Origin of the sequence: Bradyrhizobium sp. CCBAU 53351 (genome assembly GCF_015291745.1) — a bacterium.
In the GTDB taxonomy this organism is placed as follows: domain Bacteria; phylum Pseudomonadota; class Alphaproteobacteria; order Rhizobiales; family Xanthobacteraceae; genus Bradyrhizobium.
In genome coordinates this window covers 2,893,661-2,908,959 of the sequence record NZ_CP030059.1, presented here as the reverse complement: position 1 = coordinate 2,908,959, position 15,299 = coordinate 2,893,661, and the positions used below count along the sequence as shown (strand labels likewise).

Annotated in this window: 15 protein-coding genes; 5 read left to right on the top strand and 10 right to left on the bottom strand. The window is 65.4% G+C overall.

Annotation, left to right across the window (positions count from 1 at the left end; genetic code table 11):
- Positions 1 to 173 precede the first annotated feature (173 nt).
- Positions 174 to 467, top strand: coding sequence for a hypothetical protein (locus XH83_RS13510; RefSeq protein ID WP_194407467.1), 294 nt, complete (start codon positions 174 to 176; stop codon positions 465 to 467).
- Between the two features lie 14 nt (positions 468 to 481).
- Here the strand turns inward: XH83_RS13510 and XH83_RS13505 are convergent, their stop codons facing one another.
- The 4 genes from XH83_RS13505 to XH83_RS13490 all read right to left on the bottom strand — a co-directional run bounded on the left by XH83_RS13505 (position 482) and on the right by XH83_RS13490 (position 5,027).
- Positions 482 to 1,201 carry an RraA family protein gene (locus XH83_RS13505; protein WP_194407466.1) on the bottom strand — a complete coding sequence of 240 codons (720 nt, stop codon included), beginning with the start codon at positions 1,199 to 1,201 and terminating at the stop codon, positions 482 to 484.
- A gap of 122 nt (positions 1,202 to 1,323) precedes the next feature.
- Positions 1,324 to 2,208, bottom strand: a complete 885-nt coding sequence (locus XH83_RS13500; protein WP_194407465.1) for a phosphatidylcholine/phosphatidylserine synthase — start codon at positions 2,206 to 2,208, stop codon at positions 1,324 to 1,326.
- 86 nt (positions 2,209 to 2,294) lie between these two features.
- Positions 2,295 to 2,993, bottom strand: coding sequence for a phosphatidylserine decarboxylase (locus XH83_RS13495; protein ID WP_194407464.1), 699 nt, complete (start codon positions 2,991 to 2,993; stop codon positions 2,295 to 2,297).
- 78 nt (positions 2,994 to 3,071) lie between these two features.
- Positions 3,072 to 5,027 carry an ABC transporter ATP-binding protein/permease gene (locus XH83_RS13490; RefSeq protein ID WP_194407463.1) on the bottom strand — a complete coding sequence of 652 codons (1,956 nt, stop codon included), beginning with the start codon at positions 5,025 to 5,027 and terminating at the stop codon, positions 3,072 to 3,074.
- Positions 5,028 to 5,228: 201 nt separating this feature from the next.
- Between XH83_RS13490 and XH83_RS13485 the strand changes: the two genes are divergently transcribed.
- Positions 5,229 to 5,834: a TIGR00730 family Rossman fold protein gene (locus XH83_RS13485; protein WP_194407462.1), complete on the top strand. Its 606-nt coding sequence runs from the start codon at positions 5,229 to 5,231 to the stop codon at positions 5,832 to 5,834.
- A 100-nt stretch (positions 5,835 to 5,934) separates the two neighbouring features.
- On the opposite strand, the gene XH83_RS13480 is transcribed toward XH83_RS13485, so the two are convergent.
- The gene (locus XH83_RS13480; protein WP_194407461.1) at positions 5,935 to 6,552 is read right to left on the bottom strand and encodes an FMN-dependent NADH-azoreductase; all 618 of its coding nucleotides are present in this window, start codon (positions 6,550 to 6,552) and stop codon (positions 5,935 to 5,937) included.
- A 100-nt stretch (positions 6,553 to 6,652) separates the two neighbouring features.
- Here XH83_RS13480 and XH83_RS13475 point away from each other — a divergent pair, with 100 nt between their 5' ends.
- Positions 6,653 to 7,570, top strand: a complete 918-nt coding sequence (locus XH83_RS13475) for a LysR family transcriptional regulator (RefSeq protein ID WP_194407460.1) — start codon at positions 6,653 to 6,655, stop codon at positions 7,568 to 7,570.
- Between the two features lie 6 nt (positions 7,571 to 7,576).
- Here XH83_RS13475 and XH83_RS13470 read toward each other — a convergent pair whose 3' ends face one another.
- The 4 genes from XH83_RS13470 to cysS all read right to left on the bottom strand — a co-directional run bounded on the left by XH83_RS13470 (position 7,577) and on the right by cysS (position 11,582).
- Positions 7,577 to 7,954 (bottom strand): VOC family protein, encoded by a 378-nt coding sequence (locus XH83_RS13470; RefSeq protein ID WP_194407459.1) that lies wholly within the window; start codon positions 7,952 to 7,954, stop codon positions 7,577 to 7,579.
- Between the two features lie 43 nt (positions 7,955 to 7,997).
- Positions 7,998 to 9,596, bottom strand: coding sequence for a citramalate synthase (cimA, locus tag XH83_RS13465; protein ID WP_194407458.1), 1,599 nt, complete (start codon positions 9,594 to 9,596; stop codon positions 7,998 to 8,000).
- On the bottom strand, positions 9,593 to 10,084 hold the full coding sequence (locus XH83_RS13460; protein ID WP_194407457.1) for a GNAT family N-acetyltransferase: 492 nt from the start codon (positions 10,082 to 10,084) through the stop codon (positions 9,593 to 9,595). The genes cimA and XH83_RS13460 overlap by 4 nt, the downstream gene beginning before the upstream one ends.
- A gap of 115 nt (positions 10,085 to 10,199) precedes the next feature.
- Positions 10,200 to 11,582, bottom strand: coding sequence for a cysteine--tRNA ligase (cysS, locus tag XH83_RS13455; RefSeq protein ID WP_194407456.1), 1,383 nt, complete (start codon positions 11,580 to 11,582; stop codon positions 10,200 to 10,202).
- Between the two features lie 288 nt (positions 11,583 to 11,870).
- On the opposite strand from cysS, the gene XH83_RS13450 reads away from it, so the two are divergent.
- Both XH83_RS13450 and XH83_RS13445 read left to right on the top strand, forming a co-directional pair.
- A complete protein-coding gene (locus XH83_RS13450; RefSeq protein ID WP_194407455.1) occupies positions 11,871 to 12,170 on the top strand; it encodes a hypothetical protein in 300 nt (99 codons plus the stop codon).
- Between the two features lie 131 nt (positions 12,171 to 12,301).
- Positions 12,302 to 13,495 (top strand): DUF2865 domain-containing protein, encoded by a 1,194-nt coding sequence (locus tag XH83_RS13445; protein WP_194407454.1) that lies wholly within the window; start codon positions 12,302 to 12,304, stop codon positions 13,493 to 13,495.
- 42 nt (positions 13,496 to 13,537) lie between these two features.
- Here XH83_RS13445 and XH83_RS13440 read toward each other — a convergent pair whose 3' ends face one another.
- Complete coding sequence (locus tag XH83_RS13440) at positions 13,538 to 15,295, bottom strand: NAD+ synthase (protein ID WP_194407453.1); 1,758 nt, start codon at positions 15,293 to 15,295, stop codon at positions 13,538 to 13,540.
- Positions 15,296 to 15,299: the final 4 nt, after the last annotated feature.

Genomic DNA, 15,299 nt, shown 5'->3' with positions numbered 1-15,299 from the left:
TAGGCGCCGCTGGAGGCGTGTCGATTGCCGTCCCGCGATAGGAATTTCAACACTTCGCTAACCATACCGGCGGCAACCGGACGCCCCGCCGCTGCGGCCCTGCGCCACATCGAGGCCATGGAGCCTTTGGTGTCATGTAGCAGCACCGCATACCGATCGCGGGAGCAATCGCCATGTTGACGCTGTTCAGTCTTCTCACCGCGCTGCCTGCGGTGTTGGCGCTCCACCTGCTCGAGCCGGAGCTCGTGCTGCCCGCCTTCAGCCTTGCGCTGTTTGCCGAGGCCGCCTTCGCGGTGATCGCAGCGCGCCTCATTCATCTCCCCGACAATGCGGAGGGTCTCACGCTGTGGGACCTCGCCGGCGGCTTCACCCTGATCGGATGCGCCGCCGCGGTGTTTGGCGAGCCGGATCAGGCCGCGCTGTTTCTGACGGAACAAGGCGGCCTACGGCCGGCGTCGCGGCCGTAAGCCGTTCAGTCGCGTCAGTGAATTTCCGCCGAGCGCTTCAGCGCCGCCTTCAGCTTCTCCAGCGAGAAGTCTGGGCTGCGGGCGATCTCCAGGATCGGCGTCTCGCGGCGGCCGCAGAGCTCGGCGGCCTCGGGCAGCTTGGCAGCGATGTCGAGCGGGATCACGATGGCGCCGTGCTGGTCGGCATGGATCAGGTCGTCCGACCTCACGGTCATGCCGGCAACGCGCACCTCGCCGCCAAAGCTTTCCGCATGCACCCAGGCATGGGACGGGCCGATCGAGCCGGCCAGGGCCTGGAAGCCCGGCGCCCATTGCGGAATGTCGCGGATCGAGCCGTCGGTGATGACGCCGAGGCAGCCGAGCGCCTTGTGCACGTTGCTCTGCACCTCGCCCCAGAACGCACCATAGCCGACATCGGGGCCGTCGATGTCCTGGATCACCGAGATGCGCGGGCCATGGCCGGTGCCGACATATTCGTAATATTCGATGCGGCGCTTGGACTGCTCTTCGGGCGGGAGCGATGACTTCAGCACGGAGCGGATCGCGACCGTGCGGGCATAGCCGACGATCGGCGGCAGATCGGGGAACGGGCAGACCAGTTGCTTGGTGGTGTAGCCGATCAGCCGGCGCTCGGGCGCCACGATCTCCATGGCATTGCAGATCGTCGGCGTGTCGTAGCGGCCCAGCGCTTCGAGCACGGAAGCGGGCAGCGGCCCGGTCGCTTTATCAGTCACGGCGTTCTCTCCCAGATTGGCGGCCGCTGTTGGCGCGGTGCCGCCGGCACAGGGCGATATAGCCGAGATCGGGCCTCAACCCAACTCAGCACGCCTTCATGGCAGATATCCCCGAGAACCGCTCAGTGCAGCCGTCCGGGCCGGTCGTCGTCCTCGTGGGGCGGCTCCGACAAATTCGCCAGCGTCGGCGCCGAGGGCGGCGACGAGACCTCGCCGTCCGCCGGCCCGGCCGTTTCCAACGCACGCGCCTGGTCGCGATAGGATTTGTAGCCGAGCGGCAAGGCGAGAAGATACAGCACCGTGCCGATCGACAGCACGTGCCAGGGATAGGCGATCAATAGCGCGATGAAAACGATCACCGCGACGAACGCCGGCAGCACCAGCTCCGGCGGCACGCGCATGCGCTTGGTCTTGCCGGAGAACACCGGCAGGCGCGACACCATCAGGAACGCGATCAGCAGCGTGTAGGCGGCGGTCAACCCGGCCGGCCAGCGGCCGAGATCGAGGAACGCGACATAGATCGGCAGCAGCACGGTGATCGCACCAGCGGGCGCCGGCACGCCGGTGAAGAAATTGGCGGCGAAAGCCGGCTTGTTCGGATCGTCCATCGTGGCGTTGAAGCGCGCGAGACGCAGGCCGCCGGAAATCGCGAACACCATGGCGGCGATCCAGCCGGCATTGCCGAGCTCGTGCAGCTGCCAGAAATACAGCATCAGGCCGGGCGCGACGCCGAAATTGACGAAATCGGCGAGGCTGTCGAGCTCTGCGCCGAACTTGGACTGCCCCTTGATCATGCGCGCGATGCGCCCGTCGATACCGTCGAGCGCGGCGGCGAACACGATGGCGTAGACGGCGAGCGACATCCGCCCTTCGATCGACAGGCGGATCGAGGTCAGGCCGGCGCAGATCGCCAGCAGCGTGATGACGTTGGGCACCAGCATCCGCACCGGAATCGGACGGAACCGCCGCCGGCGCGTATCGGGATATTTGAAGTCATAGGGCGTCATGGCTCGTCCTCACCTTGAGGCGAGATATAGCAAGCCGCGTCCCCCTCCGCCATTGCGGCGGAAGGCCCTCGTGGACCGACTATTGGTTAATTGGCGCGGAAGGCGCGGTTGGGGTCCTCGCCCGCGAGATCGGCCAAGATCGTCTCGCCCGCGATGGCGGTCTGTCCTTCCGAGACCAGCGCCCTGGTCCCCACGGGCAGATAAACGTCGAGCCGCGAGCCGAAGCGGATCAGACCGAAGCGCTCGCCGGCGCCGATCGCCTGGCCTTCCCTGACGAAGCAGACGATGCGCTTGGCGACGAGACCTGCGATCTGCACCACGCCGATCCGCGCATTCGGCGTCGAGATGACCAGCGAGTTGCGCTCGTTGTCCTCGCTGGCCTTGTCGAGCTCGGCATTGATGAAGAGGCCGGGCCGGTAGGCGATGCGGTCCACCCTGCCTGCGACGGGCGCGCGGTTCACGTGGCAATTGAACACGCTCATGAACACCGAGATGCGCGGCAGCGGCCGGTCGCCGAGGCCGAGCTCGGCCGGCGGCAGCGCCATGGTGATCATCGAGACGCGGCCGTCGGCCGGCGACACCACCAGCCCCTCGCGCACCGGCGTCACGCGCACGGGATCGCGGAAGAACAGCGCGCACCACACGGTCAGGATCGTGCCGATCCAGCCCAGCGGCGACCACAGCCAGAACAGGATCAGGCTTGCCAGCGCAAAGCCGCCGATGAAGGGATAGCCCTCCTTGTGGATCGGCGGGATCTGACGCTGGATCGAATCGAGAATGGACATCGTTATCTGCCGCTCGGGGTTAATGGCGCGGATCGTCGCGCGGGCCTGTTTAGGCCAGAGTTGGGACCGGAGACAAGCTCACTCCGCCGCCGCGGGGGCCGTCAGGGCATCGTTGACCGGCGGCGGCTCCCGGTTGGGCGCCTCGCCGGTATCCGCCATCTTGGCCAGTTTCTCGCGTGCCTCCTCGGCCTCGCGCTGCCTGTTCCACATGCTGGCATAGAGGCCGCCATGCGCGAGCAGCTTGGCGTGGGTGCCCCGCTCGGCGATGCGGCCCTGATCCAACACGATGATCTCGTCGGCCCCGACGATGGTCGAGAGCCGGTGCGCGATCACCAGCGAGGTGCGGTTCTTCGCCACGCGCTCGAGCGCGCCCTGGATCTCGTGCTCGGTATGGGTGTCGAGCGCCGAGGTCGCCTCGTCGAGCACCAGGATCGGCGGTGCCTTCAAGACGGTGCGCGCGATCGCGACCCGCTGCTTCTCGCCACCGGACAGCTTGAGCCCGCGCTCGCCCACCTGGGTCTCGTAGCCCTTGGGCGACATGCGGATGAAATGATCGATCTGCGCGAGGCTCGCGGCCTCCTCGACTTCGGCATCGCTGGCGTCCCAACGGCCGTAGCGGATGTTGTAGCGGATGGTGTCGTTGAACAGCACGGTGTCCTGCGGCACCATGCCGATCGAGGCGCGTAGCGAATCCTGCGTCACGCTGCGGATGTCCTGCCCGTCGATCAGGATCTTGCCGCCGGAGACGTCATAGAGGCGGAACAGCAGGCGCGAGATGGTCGACTTGCCTGCACCCGACGGGCCGACGATGGCGACCGTCTTGCCGGCCGGCACCTCGAAGCTGAGACCCTTCAGGATCGGACGCGTCGGCTCATAGGCAAAGCGCACGTCCTCGAAGCGCACGGTGCCGGCGGAGATGACCAGCGGCCTGGCATCGGGCGCGTCCTTGATCTCGGCCTCGCGGCCGAGCACGCCGAACATCTTCTCGATGTCGATGATCGCCTGCTTGATCTCGCGATAGACCATGCCCATGAAGTTCAGCGGTTGGTAGAGCTGGATCATCATGGCGTTGACCAGCACGAAATCGCCGACCGTGTTGGTGCCGTTGCGCACGCCGATCGCGCACATCAGCATGGTCGCGGTCAGGCCCAGCGTGAAGATCACGGCTTGTCCCGTGTTGAGCACCGCGAGCGAGGTGTACGTCTGGATGCTCGCTTCCTCGTAGCGCGCGACCGATTTGTCGTAGCGTTGCGCCTCGCGGGCCTCGGCGCCGAAATATTTCACGGTCTCGTAGTTGAGCAGCGAGTCGATCGCCTTGGTGTTCGCCTCGGTGTCGGAATCATTCATCTTGCGGCGGATGCCGATCCGCCACTCGGTCGCAATGTAGGTGTAGTACATGTAGAGCGTGACCGTGATCAGCGTTGCGGCCACGTAGCGCCAGTCGAACTGCCAGAGCAGCACGGCCATCAGCAGCGAGACCTCGACGATGGTCGGGATCAGCTGCAGGATCACCATGCGGACGATGACCTCGATGCCCTCGCGGCCGCGCTCGAGCACGCGCGTCAGGCCGCCGGTCTTGCGTTCGAGATGAAAGCGCAACGACAGCTCGTGCATGTGAACAAAAGTGATGGTGGCGAGCTTGCGCACCGCGTGCATGGCGACGCGGGCGAAGATGCCGTCGCGCCATTGCGTCAGCAGCGCCATCAGGATGCGCATCACCCCGTAGCTCGCCGTCAGCAACAACGGCGAGGCGAGCACCCAGAGCTGCCAATTGTCGGCCTGCACCGGCGCCGAATTGGCCCCGGTCAGCGCGTCCGTCGCCCATTTGAAGCTGAACGGCACCGAGAGCGTGATCAGCTTGGCGGCGAGCAGCAGCACCAGCGACCACACCACGCGCATTTTCAGGTCGAAGCGGTCGCCCGGCCAGATATAGGGCCACAGATGGGCCAACGTGCCCATCAGCGTGGCCCGCTCAGGCGGGCCGCCGACAGGATTGGGAACGTCGGCGCCGTCGAACGATTGAGGTTGGTCCATCAAGAAGCCTGAAAGCCCGCCGGATGCGGGCGTCACCACGATTTACGATTTTCGCCTGTCATATAGAGCCTTCCCCGTGTCAGCGCACCCCGCCAGATGGCGAATCTTCGATTGTTTGTCGCCATTTACCGGTAGATTTCCGGGCGATCCGAATCACCTGAAGGGCTTGACGTCTCTTCGCTGCAATGCATCATGGCATCAATGAGCACGATCAAAACCGTCTGTGTCTATTGCGGCTCCGGCCCTGGAACCAATCCCAACTTCATCGAGGCGGCGAAGGCGCTCGGCAAATCGTTGGCGGACAACAAGATCCGCCTCGTTTATGGCGGCGGCTCGCTCGGACTGATGGGGGCGGTCGCGACCTCAGTGCTCGATCACGGCGGCATGGTCACCGGCATCATCCCTGACTTCCTGCGGATGCGCGAGAACGCGCTGACTCGCGTGCAGGAGATGGTCGTCACACCAGACATGCACGAACGCAAGCGGCTGATGTTCGAGCGCTCTGATGCCTTCGTTGCCCTGCCCGGTGGGCTCGGCACGCTGGAGGAGCTGGTCGAGCAGCTGACCTGGCAGCAGCTCGGCCGTCATGCCAAGCCGGTGCTGCTCGCCAATATCGACAATTTCTGGGAGCCGCTGTTCTCCCTGGTGTCCCACATGCGCCAAACCGAGTTCATCCGCGCCGGTCTTTCGGTCGATATCCTGAAGGCGGACAAGGTCGAGGAAATCGTCCCACGGCTGCGCGCCGCGGCCGCGCAGATTCCCGACAGCCAGCGCGATCTCGCGCCGGAAGTGGCGCGCAAGCTCTAGAGAGCTGCGCCCCTATCGATCCGGACCGGCCTGGATGATGCCCGCGACGTGGCTCACGCCGACGTCGCGGTCCATCACGCGCGGTCCGGGCTTCGGCGTGTCATGCCGCCTTGGCGGCAATACCGGCTTTCGCGTGCTCGACCTGCCGGGCAAGGTCGGCAGGATCGCCCGTCGTGGCCTCGACGCCGATCTGCTGGATCTCGGCGACGCCCAGGAAGCCCAGCACGAACTTCAGATAGTTGAAGCAGAAGTCCGCGCCGCCCAGCGGCCCGCCCGCGAGATAGCCGCCGGCGCCGTAAGCGCTGGCCACGGTCGCACGGCGCGCGGTCAGCAGTCCCTTGAAGTTCGTGCCGTCATAGGAGAACGTCAGGTTGATGCGGACGATCTGGTCGATCCAGGCCTTCAGCGCTGCCGGAATCGTGAAATTGTACATCGGCGCGGTGATCAGGATCTCATCGGCCGATTTGAGTTCGGCGATCAACCTGTCCGATAGCGCCGTCGCGGCGCGCAGCTCGGCGGTCATCTCCTGTGCGGCGGTGTAGAAGCCGGCGATCGTGGTCTGCGTGATCTGCGGGACCGGATCGGCGGCGAGATCGCGCCGCGTCACGCGAAAGTCCGACCCGCGCGCACGCCACGCCGCCTCGAATCCGTCGCCGAGGTCGCGGGAAACGGAGCCCTGAAGGCGGGCGCTGGAATCGATACGAAGCAAGACAGGCATTGGGCTCTCCGGAATGTCGAATTGACACCCGGACGCTATTCGCGGTGCCGCCCGGCAAAAACGGCTGGCGTCGCACCACGCTCATGCTTAATTTGCACGAATGGACATCGATTCAATTCGATTGGTGATCGAGGTCGCTCGCCAGGCGAGCTTTGCCGGCGCCGCGCGGCAACGCGACGTCGACCCCTCCTCGGTCTCACGGATGATCGCCCAGGTCGAAGCGGAGCTTGGCTTTCGCATCTTCCAGCGCACCACACGCAGCATGTCGCTGACGGAGGCTGGCGAACGCTACGTGGGCAGGGCCGAGCTCGTTCTACAGGAGCTCGATGCCGCCGCCGAGGAGGCGACCGCCCTTGGCACCATTCCCCGCGGCCGGCTTCGCGCGACCGCTTCAGTCGCATTCGGCAATCGCTGCCTGGTGCCGCTGCTGCCCGAATTCAGGGCGGAATTTCCCCAGCTCCAGCTCGAACTCATCCTGACGGACAGCAATCTCGATCTGGTCAGCGAGGGAATCGACCTCGCGATCCGTCTCGGTCCCGGATTCAGCGGCGACCTCGTCGGCGCCAAGCTGTTCGATACCCGTTACCGGGTCTGTGCAAGCTCGGCTTTTCTGCGTGGGAAGCCCCGGCCAAGACGGCCCGCCGATCTGTCCGCGATGTCCTGCCTTCTGTTCACGTTTCCCGATTTCCGATCCCGCTGGATGTTCCGCGACCGACGCGGCGAAATCACCGAGGTCGCCGTCCAGGGAGACCTTCTGCTTTCGAACGCGCTCGCGCTGCGCGATTGCGCACGGGCGGGGCTCGGTCCGGCGCTCCTGCCGGACTGGCTGATCGACGAGGATCTCGTCGGCAAGCGGCTCGTCGATCTGTTTCCCGATTGGCAGGTGACGGCGACGACGTTCGATACTGCGGCCTACGTGCTCTACCCAAACCGGGCATTCCTGCCAGTCAAGGTGCGTCGAACGATTGATTTCCTGCGCCGGCATTTGGTGAAGCAGGCAAAGCGCGCGCGACGGTGAGCTTCGCTACGCGCTCGGAAACGTCACCGCCTCGATCCGGTTGCCGTCGGGATCGGTGACGAAGGCTGCGTAATAGCGCACGCGATCGTGCGGGCGGATGCCGGGCGCGCCGTCGGAGGCCCCGCCCGCCGCGAGAGCTGCGGCATGAAACGCATCGACCTCGCCCGTCGTCTTCGCCCGCAGGCAGATGTGCACGCCGCTTTCCGCCGGTACGCGCGGCATGGTCTCGCGTAAGTTGACCCAGAACTCGGGATAGGCCTTGCCGAAGCCCACCGTCCGCGGCCGCGTGACGAGGCGCGTGAGGCCGAGCGCTGCGAGCGTCGCCTCGTAGAATCTTGCGGCGCGGTCGAGATCGCTGACGCCGACGGAAATGTGGTCGATCATTGGTTACTCTCCCCTCCGCTGTCATTCCGGGGCGGAGCAAGTCCTACGCCGGCGCGCCCGACTTCACGAGCTTGTAGATCACCGAATCCATCAGCGCCTGGAACGAGGCGTCGATGATGTTCGGGGACACGCCGACCGTGGTCCAGCTGTCGCCGTTCTCGTCCTCGCTCTCGATCAGGACGCGCGTGACCGCGCCGGTGCCGCCGTTGAGGATACGCACCCGGTAGTCGATCAGCTTCAAGCCCTCGATGTATTTCTGGTACTTGCCGAGGTCCTTGCGCATGGCGACGTCGAGCGCGTTGACGGGGCCGTTGCCTTCGGCGGCCGAGATCAGGTGCTCGCCGGCAACGTCGACCTTCACCACCGCGAGCGCCACGGTGACGCGCTCGCCGAGCGCGTTGTAGCGCTGCTCGACATTGACGTCGAACTGCTCGACCTCGAAATAATGCGGCACCTTGCCGAGCGTGCGGCGCGCCAGCAGCTCGAACGAGGCATTGGCGGATTCGTAGGCGTAGCCTTGCGCCTCGCGCTCCTTCAGCACCTCGACGAGGCGCGTCAGCTTCGGATCGCTCTTCTCGTAAGGAATGCCGGCACGGTCGAGCTCGGCAATGACGTTGGACCGGCCGGCCTGATCGGACACCAGCACCTTGCGGTGATTGCCGACCAGCTCAGGCAGCACATGCTCATAGGTCTGCGGATCCTTGAGCACCGCGGACGCATGGATGCCGGTCTTGGTGACGAAAGCGCTCTCGCCGACATAAGCCGCGTGCCGGTTCGGCACGCGGTTGAGCATGTCGTCGAGCGTACGCGAGACCTTGACAAGGGTCGCCAGCTTCTCCGTCGTGACGCCAATCTCGAAGGCATCGGCGAACCCCTGCTTCAACTTTAGCGTCGGGATCAGCGAACAGAGATTGGCGTTGCCGCAGCGCTCCCCAAGGCCGTTCAACGTGCCCTGGATCTGCCGCGCGCCGGCCCCCACGGCGGCGAGCGAATTGGCCACCGCCTGCTCGGTGTCGTTATGGGCGTGGATGCCGACGTGATCACCGGGGATGTGCTTTGTCACCTCGGTGACGATGGCCTCAACCTCGTCAGGCATGGTGCCGCCATTGGTGTCGCACAGCACCACCCAGCGCGCGCCGGCATCATAGGCAGCCTTGGCGCAGGCGAGCGCGAAGCCCGAATCTTCCTTGTAGCCATCGAAGAAATGCTCGCAGTCGAGCATGACCTCGCGACCGGCGGCCTTCGCGGCCGCGACGCTGTCGCGGATGGACGCAAGGTTTTCTTCCTTCGTCGTTTCCAGCGCCACACGCACCTGATAGGCCGACGCTTTCGCCACGAAGCAGATCGCATCCGCCTTCGCTTCCAACAGCCCGGCAACGCCTGGGTCGTTCGAGACCGAGCGCCCTGCCCGGCGCGTCATGCCGAAGGCGGTGAAGCGCGCGTGCCTGAACTCCGGCTTTGTGCCGAAAAATTCGGTGTCGGTCGGATTGGCGCCGGGATAGCCGCCTTCCACATAGTCGATGCCGAGGTCGTCGAGCATCGCGGCGATGACCTGCTTGTCTTGAAGCGTGAAATCGACGCCATTGGTCTGCGCGCCATCGCGCAGCGTGGTGTCGAACAGATAAAGCCGCTCCTTGCTCATGCCGCGGCTCCGAGCATCTTCTTCATCGTGGTGTTGGCGAGCCATTCGTCGTTGACGGTGACGCTGTTGCGCTGCTGGGCGACGTAGCCGCGCTTGGCGAAGAAGCCCTGCGCGGTGTCGCTGGCATCGACGGTGAGGCTTTGCGCGCCGCGGCCGCCGGCAAGCTTCTCCAGCGCATCGACCAGCATGGCGGCGATGCCCTGCCCGCTGACGGCCGGATGCACATAGAGCATGCGGATGTGGTCGGCACCGCGCAGCGAGGCAAAACCAACCGGCGAGCCCTCCAGCGTCGCGATCAGCGTCAGGTCAGCCGCAAGCCGCTTGCCGAACTCTTCGGTTTCCGCCGCCTCCATCCAGGCCTGCTGCTGCGCCTCGCTGTAATCGTCACCGGTCAGCTCTTGGATGCTCGCGGTGAAGATCGCGGCGAGCACGGGAACGTCATCCGGCAGGAACGGCCGCAATCCGGGCTTTGGCAAAGTCTGTCCCATCGTCCTCACCACATCCCATACAGCTTGAGCACGATCGCGACGGCGCCCACGAGCAGCGCGATCTTCAGCGCGATGTAATAGAGCCAGTGCCGCGGGAAAGGCGTGTCGGGCCGCTTCATCGCGCGACCTCCCACGTCGTTCCTTGCTTGGAATCCTTGATCGCGACACCCATCGCGGCGAGCAGATCACGGATGCGGTCGGACTCTTTGAAGTCCTTGCGAGCGCGCGCGGCCGTCCGCTCCGCGATCAGGCGCTCGACCTCCCCGGCATCGACGCCGCTCGCCTGTTGCTTGCGACCTTCCCACTGCGCAGCGCTCTCGGACAGGAAGCCGAGCAGCCGCAACGACCCCGCCAGGGCGGGCACATCGCTGCCGCGCAGGCTGTGCAGCGCCGCGATCGCCAGCGACGTGTTGAGATCGTCGAGCAGCGGCTCGACGACGGACGCGGCCGGCTTGCCGGGTTCGACGTCCGCCGCGACACGATACCAGTCGTCGAGCGTCCTGGCGCTCTCCTCCAGCGACTTCATGGTCCAGTCAATGGGCGAACGGTAATGCGTCTTGAGCATGTTCAGACGCAGCACCTCGCCCGGCCAATCCTTGAGCAGCTCATGGATCGTGATGAAGTTGCCGAGGCTCTTCGACATCTTCTCGCTCTCGACCTGCAGGAAGCCGTTGTGCATCCAATAGTTCGCCATGCGCTCCTGATGGAAGGCGCAGCAGGTCTGTGCGACCTCGTTCTCGTGATGCGGAAACACGAGATCGATGCCGCCGCCATGGATGTCGAAATGCTCGCCAAGATGCTTCCAGGCCATGGCCGAGCACTCGATGTGCCAGCCCGGCCGCCCCTCGGCCTTGATGCCTGAAGGCGACGGCCATGACGGCTCGCCGGGCTTCGACGGCTTCCACAGCACGAAGTCGGTATTGCCCTTCTTGTAGGGTGCGACGTCGACGCGGGCACCGGCAACCATCTCGTCGAGCGAGCGATTGGACAGCGCGCCGTAGCGCGGCAGCCCGTCATTGGCCGCGTTCATCGCCTGCGGCGAGAACAGCACGTGGTCCTCGGCGACATAGGCAAAGCCGCCCTTGACCAGCCGCTCGATGATCTCGCGCATCTCGGTGATGTGCTCGGTCGCCCGCGGCTCGACGCTCGGCCGCAGCGCGCCGAGTGCATCGACGTCGGCATGAAACTGCTTGCCGGTCTGCTCGGTCACCTTGCGAATGGCTTCGTTGAGCGGCAGGCCCGGGAAATCGCGCGCGGCGCGGTCGTTGATCTTGTCGTCGACGTCGGTGATGTTGCGGACATATTTGACATGCGCCTCGCCATAGAGATGGCGCAGCAGCCTAAACAGCACGTCGAACACGATCACCGGCCGCGCATTGCCGATATGGGCGAAGTCATAGACGGTCGGTCCGCAGACATACATGCGGACATTGTTGGGATCGAGCGGCACGAAGGGGCGCTTTTCCCGGGTCAGCGTATCGTGAAGACGCAATTCCATGACAACCCATCCCTTGCGGCCGGGCGTCCGAGGCTCTCAATGTTTTGAGAAAAGACGGCTCCAGCCAGCGAATCGCTAGCTCGTAATCTCGCGGCAAATGGCGCAAATGGCGAGGAGACCGTTCATGCGGAACATATGGGCTATCAGGCGCCCCGGCGTCAAGAGAGGCGCGAAACCGCCGTTTTATCTCCGCAAGGCGCGCTGCCCGCCACGATGGTTCATAATCCCCTAACCATTTGAGCCCATTTTGGAACCGGCGGTTCCCCTTTTTGCCCCCGGTGCTTTTTCATGCGATTTTTGCCCGCGCTCATTTCCAGCGCCTTCGTCTTTGCGGCCTCCAGCGCCCTTGCCGAGAGCCGCGTCTTCATCATCGCCAACCAGGCCAACGGCTATGACCAGTGCCTGGCCAAAGGCGACAAATGCGGCGCCTCCGCCGCCCGCAGCTACTGCCAGTCACGAGATTTTGCCCAGGCTTCGGCCTATCGGCGGGTCGATCCCGACGAAATTACCGGCTCCGTCCCCAAATCCGGCACAAATTGCTCCCATGGCCATTGCGACGAATATGTCGCAATCACCTGCCAGCGCTGAATTCGCTCGGAGCTGGCGTAGCTTAGGCCCGGTGCTTCGGCCCCGAAACGACGTGACGATGCCGCAGGAAGCGGCTATGGGAGGGCGCGCTTCGGCCCTTCAGAGTCATGCCGGGCCGTGACCTCGCTAGAATGGCGGATATGCCTGAATTTTTGCTCCTGTCCCGTACCCGCTTCCTCCTTGCCTGTACCGTGCTTCTGAGCACGGTCGTGCTCGCCACCGGCGCTTTTGCGCAGGCGGGTCCCCCGGGACCGCCGCCTCAAGCGGGCCAGAACGGTCTCGGCCCCAATCCGATGTGCGTGCGACTGGAGGGTCAGCTCGCGGCACTGGACCGCGGCGGCGGCGGTGATGCCGCGCGTGAGGAGCAGATCCGCCGCTACCAGGAGTCCCAGAGCCGCCAGCAGGCCGAGCTCGACCGCGTCACCATGCAGGCCAAGCGCATGGGCTGCGATTCCTCCGGCTTCTTCTCACTGTTCAACGGCCAGTCGGCGCAATGCGGCCCGGTGAACACCCAGATCCAGCAGATGCGCGCCAATCTGGACCAGATCACCGGCAATCTCGAGCGCCTGCGCGGCGGCGGCCAAGGCGGCTTCAGCCCGGAGCGCGACAACCAGCGCCGCTCGGTGCTGGCAGCGCTGGCGCAGAACAATTGCGGCCCGCAATACGCGGCGGCGGCGCAGCAGCAAGGCGGCGGCAACTTCCTCAGCAATCTGTTCGGCGGTAACAACGCCGGCAATCCGCAAGGCCTGCCGCCCTCCGATCTCGGACCGCAATCGCAATCCGGCACCTACCGCACCGTGTGCGTGCGCACCTGCGACGGCGCCTATTTCCCGGTCTCGTTCGCGACCGTGCCTGCGCGCTTCCCCGACGACGAGAAGACCTGCAAGGCGCTCTGCCCGGCCGCCGAAGCCGTGCTCTACACCCATCGCAATCCCGGCGAAGACATGAACTCGGCGGTCTCGATCAGCGGCCAGCCCTACACGGCACTGCCGACCGCCTTCAAATTCCGCAGCGAGTTCAACCCGTCCTGCTCCTGCAAGGCCGCGGGCCAGACCTGGGCGGACGCGCTGAAATCGGCCGACGATAAGGCGACAGCCGAGCAGCAGGGCGACATCATCGTGACCGAGGAAAGCGCCAAGAAAATGCAGCAGCAGCGGCTCAACAAGGGCACGCCTGCGAATGCCAGGAAAGGCGCAGCTCCCGCGCCGACGACGGCAACTGCACCGGCCGCAACGCCGCCCGCGGATACGGGCACCGCCGCAGGCTCCGAGAACAAGCCGATCCGCTCGGTCGGGCCGACCTTCCTGCCGCAGCAGCAGAAATAGGTGCAGCGGCGAGCCGCCACCTCCCACCCTACGCCGATCAACTCACCCCTCGAATGCGTCGATCGAGGCCTTGCTGCCGCGTGACACCAGCGTCTCGTCCGCCGCCGGCAGCTTCTCGCCTTTGTCGCGAAAGCGGTTGGTGATGGGATAGCGGCGGTCGCGGCCGAAATTCCTGGGTGTGACCTTCACGCCGGGCGCGGCCTGGCGGCGCTTGTATTCGGCGACGTTGAGCAGATGGTCGATCCGGGTGACGATCTCGCGATCGAAGCCGGCGGCGATGATCTGATCCAGCGGCTCTTCGCGCTCGACAAGACGCTCCAGGATGGCATCGAGCACCTCGTAAGGCGGCAGAGAATCCTGATCGGTCTGGTTCTCGCGCAGCTCGGCGCTCGGCGGGCGCGTGATGATGTCGGGCGGGATCACCTCGCCTGAAGGCCCGAGCGCGCCGTCCGGCTTCCAGCTATTGCGCAAGCTTGCCAGCCGCAACACCTGCGTCTTGTAGATGTCCTTGATCGGATTGAAGCCGCCATTCATGTCGCCATAGAGCGTGGCGTAGCCGACCGACATCTCGGACTTGTTGCCTGTCGTCACCACCATCAGGCCGGTCTTGTTGGAGATCGCCATCAAGAGCGTGCCGCGGGTGCGGGCCTGGAGATTCTCCTCGGTGATGTCAGGCGGGAGATTCTTGAAGAGGCCCGAGAGGATCATCTCGAACCCGCCGACGGCTTCCGCGATCGGCAAGACCTCGTAGCGGATGCCGAGATGGCCGGCGAGTTCGCCGGCATCCGCAATCGAGTGTACCGCCGTGTAGCGATACGGCAGCATCACGCCGTGCACCTGATCGGCACCGAGCGCGTCGACCGCGATCGCGGCGCACAGCGCTGAATCGATGCCGCCGGAGATGCCGAGCAGCACGCCGGGAAAACCGTTCTTGCCGACATAGTCTCGCAGACCGAGCACGCACGCGGCGTAATCGGCCTCGTCGCCCTCGAGCAGCGTAGCGATCGGCCCTGCGCAGCGCCAGTCGTCGCCGTTGCGAGTGAAGCGCAGCGTGACGATGCCTTCTTCGAATGCCGGCAGTTGCGCCGCCAGCGACAGATCACCGTTGAGCGCAAAGGACGCGCCGTCGAACACCAGCTCGTCCTGGCCGCCGACCTGGTTGAGATAGACCAGCGGCAGCCCGCTCTCGGTGACGCGCGCCACCGCGACCGACAGGCGCACGTCGTTCTTGTCGCGGGCGTAAGGAGAGCCGTTCGGCACCAGGATGATCTCGGCGCCGGTCTCGGCCAACGTCTCGACTACGTTCTCGTAGTCCTCGGACTCTTCCAGCCAGATGTCCTCGCAGATCGGCACGCCGATGCGTACGCCGCGCACCGTCACCGGGCCCGCGGCGGGCCCGCGCGAAAACAGCCGCTTCTCGTCGAACACGCCGTAATTCGGCAGATTGCATTTGAAGCGCAGGCTCGCGATGCGGCCGCCGTCGAGCAGCGCACAGGCATTGTACAGCTTGCCCTCCTCGACCCAGGGCGTGCCGACCAGCATGGCGGGCCCGCCATCGGCGGTCTCGCGGGCGAGAGCTTCGACCGCGGCGCGGCAGGCCGCCTGGAAAGACGGCTTCTGCACGAGGTCTTCCGGCGGATAGCCGGCGATGAACAATTCCGGAAACAGCACGAGATCGGCGCCGTCGGCGATCGCGCGCGCGCGCGCCGAACGTGCCTTGGCGGCATTGCCCTCGATGTCGCCCATGGTCGGATTGAGCTGGGCGAGCGTGACCGCGAATGCGTTGAGACGTTCGGTCATCGGG